This is a genomic window from Novosphingobium sp. HNCC26BN242 (assembly GCF_057180525.1).
The window spans coordinates 788363-807018 of sequence record NZ_JBXUGM010000001.1; the positions used below are offsets into that span (position 1 = coordinate 788363).

An 18656-nucleotide genomic window follows, 5' to 3' on the forward strand; every position below is an offset into this window, starting at 1 on the left:
CAAATGTCACCGGATCAATCGGCAATCCACAAGTTGTGGCTGTCGATCATCAGGCAGTTGATCGCTCGGTTTGCTTCGGCCCGCGCCAGCGCCTCAGTGCGGAAGGCGGCATGCGCCAACCGCTCGGCCTGCAGCACGTCGGAAAGGTCTATCGCCCCCAACTGATGCCCGCGCCGCGTTTTGGAAAGCGCGGCCATCTGCGCATTCAGGGCATCGCGCGCCTGTTGCCAGGTCTGCATCGCCGAATACGCGCGCGTAACATCGCGCGATGCCATTTCCTGCACATCAAGCCGCACCGCTGCCAGTTCTGCCGCAGCCGCCTGTCCGGCAGAAGCCGCCATATCGGCCTGAGCACGCCTGTTTGCCCCGCCAATCGGCATTGAGATCACGAGGCCTCCGCCGCGCTCTCTTCCACCCTGTTCGCTGAACAGACGAACGCCAAAGCTGGGATCGGCGATGCGGTCTTTTCGCGCGCGATCGGCAAGTGCCGCAAAGCGGCTGCTCTGCGCGCTCGCTGCGCCAATTTCATGGCTACGTTCGATCACTTGGGCGGCCATGGCTTCAAAGCTGGCCGTTGGCGCTTGGGGTTGTGGCGGCTCAGGCGCTTCCAATGGCAGCGGCAATGCGGGGAAGCGCGCCTTCAGCCTTGCCAGCGCCAGTTCGGCCCGCCCGCGCGATTGCGCTGCCACGGTGCGCGCTTCGCCCAGTGCCGCATGCGTCTGATCCGCGTCCAGCGGGGCCAGGTCGCGCAGTTCCACCCGCCGTCCGATGGCTGCAACTGTCGCTTCGTAATTGGCCACGCTTTGCATATCGACGCGCGCCTCGGCGCTGGCCCCCAGCCAGTCCCACCACAGATCGTTCAGCAGGGTTGCGGCCTGATGGCGGGCATCTTCTGCATCGTTTTCCGCTGCTACAATGCCGAATTCGCCGGCTTCACGGTCCAGTTTGGCCTTGCCGGGCAGGCGGATTGGGTGGGAAAGCTGGGCATCATATTCGGGTACAGTACCAAGTCCCTGTACATCCCGGCGCATGTGGCTGGCCTGAAAATTGAACTCGTTGCCACCGGTGCGCAGACTGCGCGCCTCGGCCTTGGCTGCCTCTACCCGCGCTTCGGCAGCCTGCACCAGCGGGTGTGCATCTATCGCTTCACGCACAGCAGTTTCTGGCGGCAACGCGCTTTGCGCCATCGCCGGGGTAGCCACGCCCAGCAACAGGGCCAACAACATGAAACGGGCCTTCATGCGCCTTCTCCTGCAGCATGGAGCCGGTCGCCCGCAGCGCGCTCCTGCGCACTTTCGCCGAAGCGTTCGTACAGGATCGGCAGCAGGATTAGCGTAAGCAGCGTTGCCGTCACCAGTCCGCCGATCACCACGATGGCCAGTGGCTTCTGGATTTCAGACCCTGGCCCGCTGGCAAACAGCAGCGGCACCAGGCCGAACGCCGCGATGCTTCCGGTCATAAGCACAGGACGCAGACGCCTCGCTGCGCCAACGCGCACGGCTTCGTGCAGCGGCATACCGCCTTCGCGCAATTGGCGGAAATAGCTGACCATGACGAGGCCATTGAGTACGGCTATGCCCAGCAGTGCAATGAATCCGACCGAGGCCGGGACTGAAAGGTATTCGCCTGAAACCGCCAGCGCCACCATTCCGCCCACTGCGGCAAATGGAATGTTGACTAGGATCAGCAGCGAAGCCCGAACCGACCGCAGCGTCAAAAACAGCACCACAAAGATCAGCAGCACCGCAATCGGCAGCACGATCATTAGCCGTGTCGAGGCGCGCTGCTGGTTCTCGAACTGCCCGCCCCACACAAGGCGATAGCCTGATGGCAGCGGCACGTTGGCGATAATGTCGGCCTTTGCCTCTTCCACATATCCCACGATATCGCGGCCCGAAACAAAGGCTTGAACTAAGGCAAAGCGCGATCCGTTCTCATGCTCCAGCTTGACGGGGCCTTCTACGCGGCTGACGTGGGACACGTCGCTAGCCCGTACGAGTTGTCCCGAAGGGCTGCGATAGACCTGATCGGCAAACGCCTGAGAGTTCATGCCTTCGCCACCATTGCCGCGGATCACTATGGGTACCCGGCGTACGCCCTCTGCCACTACACCGGCGCGCACGCCTTCCACATTGGCGCGCATCATGTCCTGCAGCATGTCCACCGGCATCCCGACGCGGCCCGCTGCCACACGGTCGATGTTGATCTGCAAATAGTCCACGCTGTCGTTGGCGACAGTGATGGCCTCGCTGGTACCTTCGATGGTTTCCAGACGCTTCTGGATTTCGCCTGAAAGCCGCGACAATTCCTTCAGGTCCGGGCCAAACAGCTTGATCGCCAGATCCCCGCGCGCGCCGGTCAACATTTCAGACACGCGCATTTCGATCGGCTGGGTAAAGCTCGGCTCGATGCCGGGCATGTCATGCAGCGCAATGCGAATCTGTTCGACCAGCCAGTCCTTGTCCTGCACGCGCCATTCGCTGCGGGGCTTCAATTGCACGAAGCTGTCGGTTTCATTGAGGCTCATTGGATCAAGGCCCAACTCGTCGCTGCCGACGCGGGCGATGATGCCTGTCACTTCAGGCACTTTCTCCATCAGCAATCGTTGCACGCGCAGGTCACCTGCTAAGCTTGCTTCCAGATTGATACTCGGCAGCTTGGCCAACTGCACCAGCGTGGCGCCTTCATCCATGGTCGGCAGAAACGTCTTGCCAGTTACGCTATAGGCCAGCCCCGCCACCAGCAGCGATCCGCCCGCGATGAAGCCCACGGTACGCCTGTTGCCGAAAGCCCAGTTCAATGCTCTGGCATGAACGGGAGCCACCTTGCGCATCAGCCACGGCTCGCCATGCGCTTCCTGCTGGCGCAGCACGAAATAGGCCAGCGCGGGCACGAACGTGAGCGAGAGTACCAGCGCAGACAGCAATGCCAGCACAATGGTCAGCGCCACCGGTGAGAACAGCTTGCCCTCCAGCCCTTCAAGCGTCAGCAGCGGCATGAACACCAGCGCGATGATCAATAGCCCCGACGTGACCGGGATGGCCACTTCTGCAGTGGCAATGAACACCGCGTGCAGCTTACCCGCCGCGCGATGCTTTGGATCTGACAGCCGCTCAACCACGTTTTCGACCACCACCACCGCGCCATCCACCAGAATGCCCACGGCAATGGCAAGGCCGCCAAGGCTCATCAGATTGGCGGTAAGGCCGATGGAGCGCATGAAGATGAAGGTCAGCAGTGCTGCCATCGGCAATGCCACCGCCACAATCACTGATGCGCGCACATCGCCCAGAAACAACAGCAGCAGCACTACCACCAAAATGGTCGCCTCGATCAGCGCCTTTTCCACGGTGCCCACCGCGCTGCCGATCAGGTCGGAACGATCGTAGAAGATATCCACCGCCATACCGTTGGGCAGGCTCGGCTTGATCTCTTCCAGCCGCGCCTTCACCCCATCCACCACCTTGGAGGCATCGGCCCCACGCAAGGCGATGACGAGACCTTGCACCGCTTCACCAGTACCATTCTTGGTCACCGCGCCGTAGCGGGTAAGGCTGCCCATGCCCACGCTGGCCACATCGCCTACGCGCAGCACGGTGCCCTCTTGCGTGCGCACCACGACAGAGGACAGGTCTTCCAGCGAGGTAATCGCCCCCACCGCGCGCACGATCAGCGCCTCTTCGCCTGCCTGGAGGCGCCCAGCGCCGTCGTTGCGGTTACTGCCTTCAATCGCGGTTCGCAGGTCCTCAACGCTCAGCCCTGCCGAAGCCAATGCGCCATTGTCGGGCCGCACTTCGAACGTTTCGACAAAGCCGCCCAGCGCGTTGACATCGGCCACCCCCGGCACAGTGCGCAGCGCAGGGCGCACGATCCAGTCCAGCACGCGGCGCTTTTCGGCAAGGCTTTGCGGCCCCTCCAGCGTGAACATCACCATGTCCGAAAGCGGCGTGGAAATCGGTGCCATCCCACCATCGACGGTGGCAGGCAGATCCCCCGAAACGTTGGCCAAACGCTCCGCCACCTGGCTGCGCGCCCAGTAAATATCGGTGCCATCCTTGAAATCGATGGTGATATCGGCAATCGCGTATTTTGCCACAGAGCGCAGGTTCGCCTGATCGGGAATGCCCAGCATTTCCATTTCAATCGGCGTGATCACCCGGCTCTCGACCTCTTCCGGCGTCATGCCAGGAGCCTTCAGGATGATCTTGACCTGTGTCGAGCTGATATCGGGAAAGGCATCGATCGGCAGGTTGATGAACGACCATGCCCCCCAGGCCGCCAGCACCAGCGCCAGCCCCAGCACGGCGATACGGGCGGCCAGCGCCTTTTCGATCAGTTTCGACAGCATCTTATTCGCCGCCCAGCAGCACTTTGAGCTCGGCCAGCCCACTCGTCGCCACGCGCTCACCCGGCTTGATCCCGGTCGACAGCGTCACCTGCTCGCTCCCGCGCCCGGCGACGGTCACCTCGCGCTTGGCAAAGCCCTTGGCCGTGGCCACAAACACCACGTCCTTGCCGCCGATCTGGATTAGCGCAGAGGCCGGAACTCCGACGCCCGCAACCGACTGTGCGCCTTTCAGCACCACCGAAACACCCCTGCCGCTCACCAGCGCGGGCGATCCCTTGATCCGCGCCTTGGCCACCAGCGCCCGCGTCTCCTGATCGATCGAGCCGCCGACTGACACGATCTCGCCCTCAACCGGCGCTTCACCCCTGTCTGCCAAGGCGATGGCCATACCCGGCCGCAGTTGCCCTGCCAGCCGCTCAGGCACCTGCAGGTCGATCATGAAGCTTGCGGTATTCTCGATCACGAACGGCGCAGTCAGGCCATCCACTGGCCCGCCGGTCTGCACCGCCACGGCAGAAACCTTGCCGCTGATCGGCGCGCGCAAGGTCACCTCGCCGCCCGCACTCGCGCCGCTTTGTGTAAGTATGCGGCGGTTCTCGCTCACCGCCACTTCGGCCTCGCGCAGCGCCGCGCGCGCCTCATCAGCCCGCGCGCCGGCAATAATGCCTTCCTTGGCCAACTGACCGGTGCGTGCCGCATTGGCCCGTGCCACCGCCAGCTGCGCCTCGCCGCGCGCCAACGATGCGCCATATTGCACCGGCTCGATTGATCGCACCACGGCCAGCGCTTGGCCCTTGGTCACCGCCTGCCCGTTGACCACGAACAGCCGCAGCACCGTGCCGCCAAACGGCGCGGTCACCGCCACGCGCGCTTCGGGTGGGAGCGTCACCACGCCCGGCACCACGCCCAACTCTGCAGAACTGGCCGCGCTGGCCACCGCAGTGGTGACCCCCATGCGCTTGATCTGTTCGGGCGACAGCTCCCCGCCCGCAGCCTCAGCCGCCGCCTCTTCTGTGGCAACTTCGTCCTGCGCAGCCCACCAGCCCAGCCCGCCCAGTAAAACCGCCGCAAAAGCCGCGCCACCGATGATTGTGTTACGTTCCATGGCCCGATGCATCGCAAGCGAAGCTGACATAAGCCTGACAATCTGTCAGGGTCGCGTCAGCTTTGTTCGCCATGATCCGGCTATCAACTTTAAGGAACTTGCCACCCCCATGCGCCTGCTGCTGGTTGAAGACGATGCGGAACTGGGCCGCCGCCTGTCAGACCGGCTCGGCGCAGTCGGCATGGCCGTCGATTGGGTGCAAACGGCAGAATCCGGGCGCGATTGGCCCGATCTGGCCGAAACCGCCGCCGTCATCCTCGATCTCGGCCTTCCCGATGGCGATGGCCTCGATCTGCTGCGCCACTGGCGCGCAAGCGGCGAGGTTGTCCCGATCCTCATCCTCACTGCCCGCGGCAACTGGCGCGACAAGGTGGAGGGGCTGAACAGCGGGGCCGACGATTTCCTCGTCAAACCCGTTCGTTTCGAAGAATTGCTCGCCCGCCTGCATGCGCTATGGCGGCGGGGCAGGGGGCAGGCTCCTGCAATGATCACCGCCGGAAGTCTCGCGCTTGATCCGCAGGCCCGCACCGCCACACTGGCCGGTCAATCGCTCGATCTCAGCCGCAAGGAATTCGCGCTGCTCCACCTGTTCCTGCGCCGCCCCGGCCATGTCATCTCGCAAGATGCCATCCTCGAACAGCTCTATGCGCTTGAGGCAGAGCGGGATCGCAACGCGGTGGAAGCCCACGTCAGCCGCCTGCGCCGCAAGATCGGGCGCGATGCCATCCGCACTGTGCGCGGCCTTGGCTACAGGCTGGAGGTATAGGCCGTGCGGATTACCTCACTCAGGGGCCGCTTCGTGCTGTCGATTCTGCTGTGGGTTGCCCTTGGCATCGGCGCGATTTGGTATTCTTCAGTGCGCCTTTTCACTACCCACGTGGAAGACCAGTATCACGAGGAACTCGAAGTCCACGTGCGCGAACTCGGGGGGCTGACCGAACTCGACGCGCAGGGACGCCCGCATCTCACCCGCCCCCTGTCCGATCCACGCTATGCAGAGCCTCTGTCAGGCTTCTACTGGCAGATCACGCGTCCCGGCTTTGGCGAGTTGAAATCCCCGTCGATGACGCAGGGCGAACTTGATTACGACATCGCCCATTCGCCCAAGATCCTGCACCGCGTTGAGAACGGCCCCACCGGTGCCACCATCGTCTACGGCTTCCTGCGCGATGCCCCCGGAGGTGCGCCTGTCCACTTCGTGATCGCCACCGATGAACGCCACCTCCAGCGCATCATCAGCGCGTTCACCCGCGAACTCACCGTCTGGCTCGCCCTGCTGGCGCTGGCCTTGTTGGCCAGTGGCGTTGCCATCATCACGCTCGGCTTCCGCCCGTTCAACCGCCTGACCGCCGCCATCGACGCCTTGCGTAAGGGCGATGAACGCCGCATCGCTGGCTACTATCCCGATGAAATTCAGGCCATCGTCACCGATCTCAACGCCTACGTTGATCGCAATGCCGAAATCGTTGAGCGTGGCCGCGTAGAAGCCAGCTCGCTCGCCCATTCGCTGCGCACGCCTCTGGCCGTGGTGACGGACGAGGCCGAATTGCTGCTCGAAGCAGGGCAGGGCGATGCCGCCCGCGTGTTCCTCGATCAATCGAGCCGGATGCAGCGCCAGATCGATTATCATCTCGCCCGGGTCCGCTCGGGCGGTTCGAAAGCTGGCGTTGCCCCGCGCGCGCGTCTGGAAGATGTTATTCCCCCGCTGCTGGATGCGATGCGCCGGTGTCACCCTGCCAAGACCTTCGACGCCCAATATCCTGCCGGCCTTGCCATACCGATGGATGCCGATGATTTGAGCGAGACGCTCTCCAACCTGCTCGATAACGCGGGCAAATGGGCGAAAAGCCGCGTGCGCATTGAAGCCCGCGAAGCGGGCAGCAAGTATTACATCGAAGTGCATGACGATGGCCCGGGGATCGATTTCGATCAACGGCAAGTGGTGTTCGAAATCGGTCATAGCAACGATAGCGCCCATACCGGTTCAGGCCTGGGCCTGTCCATCTCGCGTGCCATCGCGCGCGATTACGGCGGCGATCTGACCTTGGCCGAAGCAGAGCGGGGCGGCTTGCGGGCGATCATCTCTCTGCCATAGCTGCCCGCTTTCCCGCATTGTTCGATACGCAAACATTCGCACCACGTTTCTCTACGAATCTTCAGCAACTTATGCTAAATTCAATCCATGTCGGACCGTTCACAACCCGTGATCGATGAACAGCGCCTGCGAGAAATCGCAGCAAAACTGCGTCAGGCTTTCGTTGTGCCGCCTGAGCTGGATTTAACCCTGTCCGATCTAACCCTCGCGCTGGATTCGCCCGAACTTTCATCCGTGCTGCTGGAAATCCGCGCGCTGCGGGAACAGGAACTGAACCGCCTTGAACGCCTGCTTGCAAAGATCGTCGCGAACGATCCTTGAATTCAGCAAGATAACGCGCAAACTTGCCGAAGAAGCAAGCCCGTGTCGCCTGACACAAAACGTGGAAATGGTGCCGGCTAGAGGATTCGAACCCCTGGCCCCCTGATTACAAATCAGGTGCTCTACCAACTGAGCTAAGCCGGCCCGCGCGTTGCGTTATGCGCCTTTAGCCGCAGGAATCGTGGTTCACAAGGCCCAGCCTGCACACGGTGCAATCATTACTGCGCGCCAAACGTCCAGCCCTCAGTCTGCGCAATTGGGCTGGTCAGTTCGCGCGGTTGCCAAAGTTGTGGATCATGTGCCGCGGTGCGCAGCCATGCCGCAGTCAGCACGGCATCGCAGGTATGGTCATCCAACGGTCCTGCCAGACCCGAAGGCGCGCAGCCGAGCGCGAACAGCGCTGCGTCGAGTTCCGATGCCGATCGCATCTTGGATCGGTTCGCCGTGCGTCCGGCTGCCATGGCCGCAATGGTCGTGTAAATCTCGCAGACTACCGGCCCTTTCGCGGTCCGACCGTCCACCGGCCACACAGAAACGGCATCGCCCAACCGGTGCAGCAACCGCATACCCGTAAGGCTTGATTTGCCCACTTGCGCAGCGCCGACCAGATTGAAGTTGGAATATGGCTTGCACCCCATGCGCCGCTGCGCCGCTTCGGTTACGCGAAAGCGGCCCATGCCTCCGCCAAATTGATGACCCTCGCGCCCGCCATGCCGCCGGAACCAGGCCGAAAGCTCAGGATGATCGACCAGCGACGCTACGCCCAGATGCGGATCGTCGGCGCAGATGGCGTCGATCAATGCCCACAGTTCGCGCGCGGTAGCCGGGCTGTGCGGCCAGCCGGGAAAGAATCCGTCGCGGTCGGCAAAGGGCAGCGAAATGCCAAGATCCATGCCAACCAGCGCATCGTCGGGCAAGTCATCGCGCAACCACGCCTGCACATCCTCGCGCGACCAGCGATGGCCGGGCCGTACGATTTGCGGCGCACAGGTGCCTCGCGTGGCGATAGCCAGCGCAATGCCCTTGTGTCGCTCACCAGCAGCGCCAGACCAGTCGATGGCCACGAAATGGCCAAAACGGTTGGGGGTCATACGCGGGTCATTCCCCACCACGCTCGCGCCGCTTGCGGTCCCACCATTCCAGCCGCTTCATCACCTCACGCTCGAACCCGCGCTCCACTGGTGCATAGTAGGTTTGCGGCTGCATCCCTTCGGGCCAATAATTTGCGCCTGAAAACCCGCCATCGGCATCATGATCATATTCATAGCCTTTGCCATAACCGATGTCCTTCATCAGCTTGGTCGGGGCATTCAGGATATTGGCAGGCGGCATAAGCGAACCCGTCTCGCGCGCTGATTTCCACGCGGCTTTGTGCGCCACATAGGCCGCGTTCGATTTGGGTGCGGTGGCGATGTAAAGCAGCGCCTGCACGATCGCCAGTTCGCCTTCGGGGCTACCCAGGAACTCATAGGCATCCTTGGCGGCAAGGCATTGCACAAGCGCCTGCGGATCAGCCATGCCGATGTCCTCCACCGCCATGCGCACCAGCCGCCGCAGCACGTAAAGCGGCTCCTCGCCTGCCACTAGCATCCGCGCCATATAATAAAGCGCCGCTTGCGGATCGGACCCGCGCACGGCCTTGTGCAGTGCGGAAATCAGGTTGTAGTGTCCTTCACGGTCCTTGTCGTAAACCGCCACGCGCCGCATCAGGAACTTGCCCAGTGCTTCGGGATCAAGCGGCGCGGGCAGCGTTACATCGAACAGCATTTCCGCCTGATTGAGCAGGAACCGCCCGTCGCCATCGGCCGATGCCACCAGAGCCTCGCGCGCGGTTGGGGTTAGGGGAAGCCGCAGGCCGGTAATGTCTTCGGCGCGGCCCAGCAACGTGCCCAGCGCGGCGGCATCCAGCCGGTGCAGGATAAGCACTTGCGCGCGGCTGAGCAGCGCGGCGTTCAAGGCGAATGAGGGGTTTTCGGTCGTCGCGCCGACCAGCGTTACCGTGCCGTTCTCGACAAACGGCAGAAAGCCATCCTGTTGCGCGCGATTGAAGCGGTGGATTTCGTCCACGAACAGCAGCGTGCGCCGCCCGGTTAGCGCCATCGCATCGGCCTCGGCAAATGCCTTCTTCAAATCAGCCACGCCCGAAAAAACGGCGCTCAACGCCACATAGCGCATGCCCACCGCTTCGGCGAGCAGCCGGGCAATACTGGTCTTGCCGGTGCCAGGCGGACCCCACAGGATCATCGAAGTCAGCTTGCCCGCGGCCACCATGCGCCCAATTGCGCCATCCGGGCCGGTCAGATGGTCCTGTCCGATCACCTCCCCCAGATCGCGCGGGCGCAACCGGTCGGCCAGCGGTGCATCAGCGCTCGCTTCGGGCGGCGGTCGGTCCTGTGGAGGAGGGGCAAACAGGTCAGCCATTGACGTGGAGATAGGGCGCTCAGCAAAAAATTGCATCAGCCCCTTGCGAAGTTCGTTTAAAGATATATCTTAGACGCATCATGAAAGGATATAGACACATGAACTTCGAACATAAAGGCCACGGACGTGGTCGGCACGCCATCAAGATGATGGCCATGATGGGTGGCCGCTTTGGCGGTCCGATGGGCAAGGGCGGCCCGTTTGGTGAGGATGGCCCCTTTGGCGGCAGGGGTGGACGAGGCGGCGGCGGAGGTCGGCGCGGTGGGCGCATGTTTGCTGGGGGCGAATTGCGCCTGCTGCTGCTGCACCTCGTCGCCGAACAGCCCCGCCATGGATACGATCTGATCCGCGCGGTCGGAGATCTGGCTGGCGGCGAATATGCGCCAAGCCCCGGCGTGGTCTACCCCACGCTCAACCTGCTGGTCGATGAAGGATTGATCGCCGAAGAGGCCGACCCCAGCCCGCGCAAGGCCTTCGCCGTCACCGATGCAGGCCGCGCCGAACTTGCCGGGAAGGACGCCGAACTTGAGGTAATCCTCACCCGGCTCAAGGCACTGGGCGATCAGCGTGATCGCGCCGAAAGCCCGCCTGTCCGCCGCGCGATGGGCAATCTTCACGCCGTGCTCCGCAACCGCGCCATGGCACAAGGCTTCGATGCGGAAACTGCGCACGCCATCGCCGACATCCTTGATGATGCCGCGCGCCGGATCGAACGGCTGTAAAGCGGCAGGGTCAGCGCAAGCCGGGGCGGGCCTGCGCCTTGGCCTTCTGCCGCACCAGCCGCAGATAGGTATCAGCGACCGCCTGATTGATCCGGTCCCACGAAAACTCCAGACTCCGCTCTTCGCCCGCCGCGCCGTGCTGCGCGCGCAGAGCGGGGTCTTCGGCATAGAGGCGCAGCGCCTCGGCAAACTGGCGCACTGCGCCGGGCGTGATCAGCCGCCCGGACACACCATCGTCCACCAGGCTCTGGCTGCCCGTTGCTGCTGCTGCCACCACCGGCACCGCACAGGCCATCGCTTCCAGCGTCACGTTGCCGAACGTCTCGGTGACCGAGGGGTTGAACAGCACATCCATGCTTGCCACCGCGCGGCCGAGATCGGCGCCGCCCTGAAATCCTGCGAACACCGCATCGGGCAAGCGCGCAGCGAACCAATCGTGCGCCGGACCTTCGCCCACCACCAGCACGCGGTGCTTCACACCCTTGCGGACCAGTTGGTCGATGGAATCCGAAAACACATCGAGCCCCTTTTCCATCACCAGACGGCCAAGGAACCCCACCACCACTTCGTCATCGCCAAGGCCCAGACCGCGCCGCCATTCCATGCTGCGGGCCGATGGGTTGAAGACTTCACGGTCTACCCCGCGTGACCAGATGTCGATATCGTAGTTCATGCGCTGATCGCGCAGCACTTGGGCCATGGATTCCGACGGCGCGACCAAGGCATCGCAGCGCCGGTAGAAGCGGCGCATCAGCGCTTCTACCACCGGTTCGGCCCAGGCCATGTTGTAGTACCGGAAGTAGGTTTCGAACCGCGTGTGGACCGAGGCGAGGATCGGCAATTTGCGATGCCGCGCCCACGACACTGCACGGTGCGCCACCACATCGGGCGAGGACACGTGCACCACGTGCGGCGCAAATTGCGCCAGATCACGCCGCACGCGGGGGCTGAGCGCCAGCGGAAAGCGGTATTCCGCGCGGCCCGGAATGGCGAACGAGGGGATGCCGATGTGCGTGCCGGTGGCCAGGAACGCCGGGTTTTCCACCTTGGGCGCATAGACCCGCACGTCCGCGCCCTGTCGCAGCAGATAGCCTACCAGCCGATTCAACGCCTGGTTCGCACCATCGCGCACATAGTTGTAGTTGCCGCTGAACAGCGCAACGCGCAGGCCCGAAAGGGCAGTCGGGAAGGCGGAAGGATCAGGCTCGGTCATTGCCAGCGCCATAGACCTGCCGAACATGAATGGCGAGTGACAGCGGCGCGTCCCTCACGGTTTTTCGGCATTTCGGCCCGTTGAAGGGCCGCCGCGTCCGATCGGCTCGCCGTGATTTCATCCGATCTGGTCACATTCCCGGAAACCTTTTTGCGCCCTGCCAGTTTGGACCCGTGCATGCCTGACGGCATTGAAACAAGAGGGAAATTCATGAAGATTCAAAACCGTTTCGCGTGGCCACTGGCCGCGTCGGTGGCGCTCGTCTCGGCTTCGGCCGCAGCGCAAGACATGCCGGAGGACACCACCCAGACTGAGGCCCGCGATGCGATGCAAAGCACCGGTGGTTTTGACCGCGACCGCCACTTCAACGGCGTGTACCTGCAGGGTTTTGGCGGCATCGGCCTGCTCGGCAACAACCGCGGCAACTTTGAATTCGATACTAACCGCGACGGCAACTATTCCGAAAACGTGAACACCTCGCTTGGTGCCAATGCTTTCTCTCCCGGCTTTGCCAACTGCGGCGCGTTCGGTGCGACCCGTGACGCGGGCTGCGCATCAAAGAAGGAAGGCGCAGAGTACGGCGCACGCATCGGCTTTGACGCGCGTTCGGGCAACGTGGTGTTCGGCGGCCTCGTCGAAGGATCGCGCAGCGAATCCGTATACCGTTCCAGCGCGTTCAGCACGACGCCGGCCAACTACCGCATCGACCGTTCGCTTGACTATGCCGTCTCGGCCCGTGCCCGCCTTGGCTTCACGCCCGGCGGCGGCGCGCTGTTTTATACCACGGGCGGCGTAAGCTATGCCAAGATCGACCACGATTTCACCACCACCAATCGCGCCAACTCGTTTACCGAGCGCAACGACGGCAAGATGCTGTGGGGCTGGCAGGCTGGTGGCGGCACCGAAGTGATGCTGACCAACAACCTGTCGCTGGGGGTGGAATACCTCTACAGCCGCTACAAGGATGACAAGTATGCGGTGGAAGTGGGCGCGGGCACCGCACCTGCAACCAACCCGTTCCTGCTGAACGGCGGCGGCACCAACATGCGCCTGAGCGACAACGTGTTCGACACGCATTCGGTCCGCGCCGTGGTTGGCCTGCGCTTCTGATAGATTGAGACCCAGCCCCCCGCCGCAAGGCGCGGGGGCGACGAACCGGCAAAAGCTGCGGTGCGGGAAGCGCCGCAGCTTTTTCGTGCGCGGCGCGGCCTTCAAACGGATCGCGGAAATCGTCGCCGGATGACCCTCTTTTACCCTGAAAAGGGGAGGGGGGTTTACACAGTTTACACTGTCCAGAAGAATAATTGGGATCGATCAATTGGACGTGATTGATCGACGTTTCCGATTGTCCGGCGCGGCGGTCTGCCGGGGTTTGGGCCGGGGTGAGGGCGCGGGTGTCTGCTGTGGCGGAGCGGGGGGCGTGGTGCGTCATGCCCCGGAGGCTATGTCAGGTGGGGGTTTGTAGGACAGCGGTTTTTGTTGGCCAGTTCTAGGGGCCATCAAAACAATCCCATCCTCCGTTCGTGTCGAGCCCTTCGTCTAGCTCAGGATAAACTTCGACCTGAAAGGTCGAAGTCGAGACACGGTGCGCGGTGTCTCGACTTCGCTCGACATGAACGGGGTTAGGTTGGCGTGGTTCTCTGGTGTCAGATGCCCACCCCCAACCCCTCCCGCCTGCGGGAGGGGGGTAAAGCATATTGGCCACTCCCGCTTGCGAGAGGGGAGCGAGACTTGCGCTTGCGAAGCAAGTGTTAGTCGCAGCGGGGTGGGCTTTGCGGCGTTGCGCCAGGGCTCGTTGGCCACAAGCATGCACCGGTCACTTGGCAACAATCGCCTCATTATGGCGCACAAAGGCGGCGCGCAGTTTGGCGCTGGGTGCAGGCGGACGTTCAAGCGCGGCAAAGAAGGCCTGATGATCGACCGGGGCGAGCATCGTATGCTCATGCGCCGCAATTGTCTCCATCGCTGCCTTGTAGGCCGCGTTCATCGTGAAAACGGAAGCATCCACCCCGGCAAGCGCCGCCGCCTTCTGGATCGCATCCTTGATGCGCGGCTTGGTCCGAAACGACATGCGCTCGGTGCTGCGGTCATCGATGGCGTTTGTGGCGTCGGTGTCGGGCAGCATTGGTTGCTTCTTGTTTGGAACCATGTACGCCGTTGTTGCGTACATTTCGAGGTTTGGCTTGCGCGGCTACTGTCTGGATTAGGGATTCAGTAAACTGTCACCGTAATCCACACCGTAATCCAAACTGTCACCGTAATCCTAATCCTGTCTGTCACCGTAATCCTGTCACCGTAATCCCCTTTCGATCAGCCCAAAGGCGATATCAACTTCGTGTGCGAAATGGCGCCAAATGAGGAAATGCCGTTCCTCCACCACCACATCGTAGGTATCTATGCGAGTCAGGTGTTCAACCTATAGTATTCGCCATCGGCTGCAGAAACTTTCGCTCCAACTCGTCAGCTTGCAAGGTGTCTTCGCGCATTTTCGCAATGACTTCTGCTGCAAGTGCCACCTTTCGGATGCTCTCCCCTCTAACTACGACGTTGTCTGCATTGGTTGACAAAGTAGAAAGTGCCGCTTCATCGCATGAAAAGGCCTCCCTCAATAGCGAGGGTGGATAAACATATTCGATCCCATTTCGTTCCCAAACTATGATGTTTGCGGGTTGAGCTCCGAGAAACTCCAAGTCCGACACGGTCCCCTTTGGATGAACCGAGTCAAGAATAACGTACGTGCGATCTCTAAAGGGACTCTTGCGCATATCTCCGAGAGATTGCGCCAGATTTCGGAAAATGCGTTTCACATCTCCCTGGCCTTCAATTACGAGAATTCTCTTATCTGGGTGGCGTAGCTCAAGCAGTCTTTCGATAAATGGCTTATCGGTTTTTCCTTCACAAATGACGACTGCAGATGGAAGAAACAAGTCCTCAAGACTATTGCCGAGCAGGTTGAATTGCAAACGATGCAGGTCCGAAACATTTTTGACCTGTTCAACGTAGATATTCTGACCATTTTTGGAAACGAAAAAATTATTTGAAAAATTAGATTTGTCAAGCATCAGATGAGAATGCGTTGCGACGAATATTCCCTTAAGATGTGGAAAGTATTCTGTTCTTTGAGCCCTATCTGCGAAGAAACGGGCGAGCACCCCTTGTAGGCGAGGGGATAGTCCTAGCTCTGGTTCGTCAATAAGAAGTGTGTCAAACTCTTCATCCATGCATAAACCAAGGAGCGTCATTAAAAGGCGGGTTCCAGTGCTCGCGACAGCTAAGTTCTGTCCGTCCATATCCACATAACGAGGGGATAATTCATTTTCGGGATCGCGTCGTTGAAGGGTGAACTTGTTCCCGATCATCCGCCCGCACAGTTCTAGGAGCTGGTTTCTTTTTGTATCCTTCAGACCCCCAATTATTCGGCCCAGATCAATGAAGTTATGTTCATAATTATGCTCTTCATTGCGTGACTGATTGATAAAGTCGTTATTCCAAATATCGTAATCTGAGTTTTTAAAACGTTGTGTCGCTATTTCAGTAACGTGGTAGAATCGTTGAGGGCCGGCCATGTATGCTTGCCTCCCCAAACTGGTACGCATGTTCTTTAGCACGAGCGACTTGCCACTGTTATTACCTCCAGAGAAGGTCGTATAATAAGCGTCTTTTCGATCCGCGATAAATTCAGATATGGGCGGAGAGAACGTAAGTTTCCGATTTATGTTTTCCACTGGCAGTTCCCTTTAAATTGAGCATATTGGCTACTTTCTCGAAGGTCTTTAAACAAGTGGGGCGGCTCGTATGTCGTGAGAAATTGTACAGCCATTTGGTCGCCATCGCAGATGAGCGGACAAAAGCCGACTGGCAGCTACCTGCCCAGTAGGGCCTTAAGTCGCTGCATGAAGCGACGAACGGGGTTGAGCGAGTCCACAATGTCCGGTTTTGGCGTAAGGGGACGTAGGCAGTGGCGCATGGGAACGGCGTGAGTTGATCGTTTGCCGAACTTCCGGGTGATTTGGCCTGACATGCGGAGAAGAGGTTGCGGTAATTTGCAGGAGTGCGAGGCCGATGGCCCTTGCGCGTGCCTTTCTTTCTGCCCTTGCTTGGTGTTGCGGGTGCCCCTCCACCATCCTGCGGATGGTCACCCTCCCCGGGGCGGGGAGGAATTTTGTGGCAGGCCTACTCCCGGCCCCTCCCGCAAGCGGGAGAGGAGGTTAAAGAGAAAGGGCGGCCATTTCTGACCGCCCTTCCGTGTTTCCTTATGCCGCTTCCTTCTTCCGCGACGCTTTCTTGCGCTCGTTCGGGTCGAGGATCGCCTTGCGCAGGCGGATGGACTTTGGCGTCACTTCCACCATTTCATCGTCGTCAATGTACGCGATGGCCTGTTCCAGCGTCATGACCTTGGGCGGGGTGAGGCGGATGGCGTCGTCCTTGCCGGTCGAACGGAAGTTCGTCAGCTGCTTGGACTTCATCGGGTTGACTTCGAGATCTTCGGGCTTGGCGTTTTCGCCGACGAGCATGCCTTCATACAAAGGCGTGCCCACGCCGACGAACAGGATGCCGCGTTCTTCGAGCGGGCCGAGGGCGTAGGCGTTGGCTTCACCAGCGCCGTTGGAGATCAGCACGCCGTTCTTGCGGCCTTCGATCTTGCCCTTGTGGGGGCCGTACTTTTCAAACAGGCGGTTCATGATGCCGGTGCCGCGCGTGTCGGACAGGAATTCGCCGTGGTAGCCGATCAGGCCGCGCGACGGGGCCGAGAAGGTGATGCGGGTCTTGCCGCCGCCCGAGGGGCGCATGTCGGTCATCTCGCCCTTGCGGGTGGCCATCTTTTCAACGACGGTCCCTGCGTATTCATCGTCCACGTCGATCACGACGGTTTCGTATGGCTCGGTGCGCTGACCATTTTCATCGGTGGCATAGAGCACGCGGGGACGGCTGATGCCGAGTTCGAAGCCTTCGCGGCGCATGGTTTCGATCAGCACGCCCAGCTGAAGTTCGCCGCGCCCGGCCACTTCGAAGCTGTCCTTGTCGCTGCTTTCGGTGACCTTGATCGCCACGTTGGATTCCGCTTCGCGCTCAAGCCGGTCACGGATCATGCGGCTGGTCACCTTGGTGCCTTCGCGGCCGGCCATCGGGGAATCGTTCACCGCAAAGCGCATCGACAGCGTGGGCGGATCGATGGGCTGGGCGTGAAGCGGCTCGGTGACGGCGGGATCGCAGATCGTGTTCGACACGGTTGCGGTGGTCAGGCCGGCGATAGAGATGATGTCGCCAGCGACGGCTTCGTCGGTCGGCACACGCTCAAGCCCGCGGAAGGTCATGATCTTGGACGCGCGGCCGGTTTCAACGATGTTGCCATCGTTATCGAGCGCGTGGATCGCCTGATTGGTCTTGACCGAACCGGAGAAGACGAGCCCTGTCAGGATTCGGCCAAGGAAGTTGTCACGATCAAGCAGGGTGACAAGGAACTTGAACGGGCCGTCCGGGTCAGCCGAAGGGGCGGGCACGTGATCGACGATCTTCTGGAACAGCGGGGTCAGCGTGCCTTCGCGGGCCAGCGGATCATCGCTGGCATAGCCATTGCGGCCCGAGGCGTAGAGCACGGGGAATTCAAGCTGTTCGTCATTGGCTTCGAGGCTGACGAAGAGGTCGAACACTTCATCGAGCACTTCTTGCGTGCGTTCGTCCTGACGGTCGATCTTGTTCACCACGACGATGGGCTTGAGGCCCAGCGCCAGCGCCTTGCCGGTGACGAACTTGGTCTGCGGCATCGCGCCTTCGGAACTGTCAACCAGCAGGATCACGCCATCGACCATCGACAGGATACGCTCAACCTCGCCACCGAAGTCGGCGTGGCCAGGGGTGTCGACGATATTGATGCGGGTGCCTTCCCATTCGACCGAGGTGCACTTGGCCAGAATGGTGATCCCGCGTTCCTTTTCGAGATCGTTGGAATCCATCGCGCGCTCTTCAACGCGCTGATTGTCACGGAAGGTGCCGGACTGGCGGAAGAGCTGGTCGACAAGGGTGGTCTTGCCGTGGTCAACGTGGGCGATGATCGCGATATTGCGCTGGTGGGCGGACATAAACTGGCTTTCGATTTGGATTCGTGCAGAGTTCGGGACAAGCGTGGCCCGCTCCGACTTCGGCGCGCGCTTACTCTTTATTGTGCGTTGCGGCAAGCACGCTGAATCAGAAAGGCGCGCGTTGCGGCAAGCACGCTGAATCAGAAAGGCGCGCGTTGCGGCAGCCGCGCTGAATCAGAAAGGCGCGCGTTGCGGGTGAAGTGGTCATAGGTTTGAAGTGTGACTGGTTTGCAACAATAAGCGCAATTGCTGGGCCAAACCGGTTCAGATTGCCGCGTGGCGATTGTGGCGGGCAGGGCATGAGCCTAATGGATGAGCAGGGAACATTGGATGACCTGATACCGCCGAACG

At 61.3% G+C, this 18656-nt stretch carries 14 protein-coding genes and 1 tRNA gene; 5 read left to right on the forward strand and 10 right to left on the reverse strand.

What is annotated here, in order from left to right:
* Positions 1-14: 14 nt before the first annotated feature.
* The 3 genes from AC2A1F_RS03755 to AC2A1F_RS03765 are packed head-to-tail and all read right to left on the reverse strand — an operon-like array spanning position 15 to position 5453.
* Entirely contained in the window at positions 15-1241 is a 1227-nt protein-coding gene (locus AC2A1F_RS03755; protein WP_484207414.1) for a TolC family protein, read from the reverse strand.
* On the reverse strand, positions 1238-4348 hold the full coding sequence (locus AC2A1F_RS03760) for an efflux RND transporter permease subunit (RefSeq protein WP_484207415.1): 3111 nt from the start codon (positions 4346-4348) through the stop codon (positions 1238-1240). Before AC2A1F_RS03760 ends, AC2A1F_RS03755 begins: the two co-directional genes overlap by 4 nt.
* A 1-nt stretch (position 4349) precedes the next feature.
* Positions 4350-5453 (reverse strand): efflux RND transporter periplasmic adaptor subunit, encoded by a 1104-nt coding sequence (locus AC2A1F_RS03765; RefSeq protein WP_484207416.1) that lies wholly within the window; start codon positions 5451-5453, stop codon positions 4350-4352.
* A 109-nt stretch (positions 5454-5562) separates the two neighbouring features.
* Here AC2A1F_RS03765 and AC2A1F_RS03770 point away from each other — a divergent pair, with 109 nt between their 5' ends.
* The 3 genes from AC2A1F_RS03770 (at position 5563) to AC2A1F_RS03780 (ending at position 7869) form a co-directional block, all read left to right on the forward strand.
* Entirely contained in the window at positions 5563-6219 is a 657-nt protein-coding gene (locus AC2A1F_RS03770; protein ID WP_484207417.1) for a winged helix-turn-helix domain-containing protein, read from the forward strand.
* Between the two features lie 90 nt (positions 6220-6309).
* Complete coding sequence (locus AC2A1F_RS03775) at positions 6310-7548, forward strand: sensor histidine kinase (RefSeq protein WP_484207418.1); 1239 nt, start codon at positions 6310-6312, stop codon at positions 7546-7548.
* An 87-nt stretch (positions 7549-7635) separates the two neighbouring features.
* Complete coding sequence (locus AC2A1F_RS03780; RefSeq protein WP_484207419.1) at positions 7636-7869, forward strand: hypothetical protein; 234 nt, start codon at positions 7636-7638, stop codon at positions 7867-7869.
* Between the two features lie 68 nt (positions 7870-7937).
* On the opposite strand, the gene AC2A1F_RS03785 is transcribed toward AC2A1F_RS03780, so the two are convergent.
* The 3 genes from AC2A1F_RS03785 to AC2A1F_RS03795 form a co-directional block, all read right to left on the reverse strand.
* Positions 7938-8013 (reverse strand) — tRNA-Thr (locus AC2A1F_RS03785).
* A gap of 74 nt (positions 8014-8087) precedes the next feature.
* The gene (locus tag AC2A1F_RS03790) at positions 8088-8960 is read right to left on the reverse strand and encodes a hypothetical protein (RefSeq protein ID WP_484207420.1); all 873 of its coding nucleotides are present in this window, start codon (positions 8958-8960) and stop codon (positions 8088-8090) included.
* Positions 8961-8967: 7 nt separating this feature from the next.
* Positions 8968-10290: a replication-associated recombination protein A gene (locus AC2A1F_RS03795; RefSeq protein ID WP_484207421.1), complete on the reverse strand. Its 1323-nt coding sequence runs from the start codon at positions 10288-10290 to the stop codon at positions 8968-8970.
* 98 nt (positions 10291-10388) lie between these two features.
* On the opposite strand from AC2A1F_RS03795, the gene AC2A1F_RS03800 reads away from it, so the two are divergent.
* On the forward strand, positions 10389-11012 hold the full coding sequence (locus AC2A1F_RS03800; RefSeq protein WP_484207422.1) for a PadR family transcriptional regulator: 624 nt from the start codon (positions 10389-10391) through the stop codon (positions 11010-11012).
* A gap of 10 nt (positions 11013-11022) precedes the next feature.
* Here the strand turns inward: AC2A1F_RS03800 and AC2A1F_RS03805 are convergent, their stop codons facing one another.
* The gene (locus AC2A1F_RS03805; RefSeq protein ID WP_484207423.1) at positions 11023-12225 is read right to left on the reverse strand and encodes a glycosyltransferase family 4 protein; all 1203 of its coding nucleotides are present in this window, start codon (positions 12223-12225) and stop codon (positions 11023-11025) included.
* 210 nt (positions 12226-12435) lie between these two features.
* On the opposite strand from AC2A1F_RS03805, the gene AC2A1F_RS03810 reads away from it, so the two are divergent.
* Positions 12436-13335 carry an outer membrane protein gene (locus AC2A1F_RS03810; protein WP_484207424.1) on the forward strand — a complete coding sequence of 300 codons (900 nt, stop codon included), beginning with the start codon at positions 12436-12438 and terminating at the stop codon, positions 13333-13335.
* Positions 13336-14041: 706 nt separating this feature from the next.
* Here the strand turns inward: AC2A1F_RS03810 and AC2A1F_RS03815 are convergent.
* From AC2A1F_RS03815 to typA, 3 genes are all read right to left on the reverse strand, one after another.
* Entirely contained in the window at positions 14042-14350 is a 309-nt protein-coding gene (locus AC2A1F_RS03815; RefSeq protein WP_484207425.1) for a type II toxin-antitoxin system TacA family antitoxin, read from the reverse strand.
* 286 nt (positions 14351-14636) lie between these two features.
* Entirely contained in the window at positions 14637-15791 is a 1155-nt protein-coding gene (locus AC2A1F_RS03820) for an ATP-dependent nuclease (protein WP_484207426.1), read from the reverse strand.
* A 687-nt stretch (positions 15792-16478) separates the two neighbouring features.
* Complete coding sequence (typA, locus tag AC2A1F_RS03825; RefSeq protein WP_484207427.1) at positions 16479-18305, reverse strand: translational GTPase TypA; 1827 nt, start codon at positions 18303-18305, stop codon at positions 16479-16481.
* Positions 18306-18656: the final 351 nt, after the last annotated feature.

Excerpts from the sequence above, each read along its gene's own strand:
- AC2A1F_RS03755 (WP_484207414.1), bottom strand. The coding sequence starts at position 1,241 with ATGAAGGCCCGTTTCATGTTGTTGGCCCTGTTGCTGGGCGTGGCTACC.
- AC2A1F_RS03795 (WP_484207421.1), bottom strand. The coding sequence starts at position 10,290 with ATGGCTGACCTGTTTGCCCCTCCTCCACAGGACCGACCGCCGCCCGAA.
- AC2A1F_RS03810 (WP_484207424.1), top strand. The coding sequence starts at position 12,436 with ATGAAGATTCAAAACCGTTTCGCGTGGCCACTGGCCGCGTCGGTGGCG.
- AC2A1F_RS03820 (WP_484207426.1), bottom strand. The coding sequence starts at position 15,791 with ATGGCCGGCCCTCAACGATTCTACCACGTTACTGAAATAGCGACACAA.
- AC2A1F_RS03760 (WP_484207415.1), bottom strand. The coding sequence starts at position 4,348 with ATGCTGTCGAAACTGATCGAAAAGGCGCTGGCCGCCCGTATCGCCGTG.
- AC2A1F_RS03790 (WP_484207420.1), bottom strand. The coding sequence starts at position 8,960 with ATGACCCCCAACCGTTTTGGCCATTTCGTGGCCATCGACTGGTCTGGC.
- AC2A1F_RS03815 (WP_484207425.1), bottom strand. The coding sequence starts at position 14,350 with ATGCTGCCCGACACCGACGCCACAAACGCCATCGATGACCGCAGCACC.
- AC2A1F_RS03780 (WP_484207419.1), top strand. The coding sequence starts at position 7,636 with ATGTCGGACCGTTCACAACCCGTGATCGATGAACAGCGCCTGCGAGAA.
- AC2A1F_RS03765 (WP_484207416.1), bottom strand. The coding sequence starts at position 5,453 with ATGGAACGTAACACAATCATCGGTGGCGCGGCTTTTGCGGCGGTTTTA.
- typA (WP_484207427.1), bottom strand. The coding sequence starts at position 18,305 with ATGTCCGCCCACCAGCGCAATATCGCGATCATCGCCCACGTTGACCAC.
- AC2A1F_RS03770 (WP_484207417.1), top strand. The coding sequence starts at position 5,563 with ATGCGCCTGCTGCTGGTTGAAGACGATGCGGAACTGGGCCGCCGCCTG.
- AC2A1F_RS03800 (WP_484207422.1), top strand. The coding sequence starts at position 10,389 with ATGAACTTCGAACATAAAGGCCACGGACGTGGTCGGCACGCCATCAAG.
- AC2A1F_RS03805 (WP_484207423.1), bottom strand. The coding sequence starts at position 12,225 with ATGACCGAGCCTGATCCTTCCGCCTTCCCGACTGCCCTTTCGGGCCTG.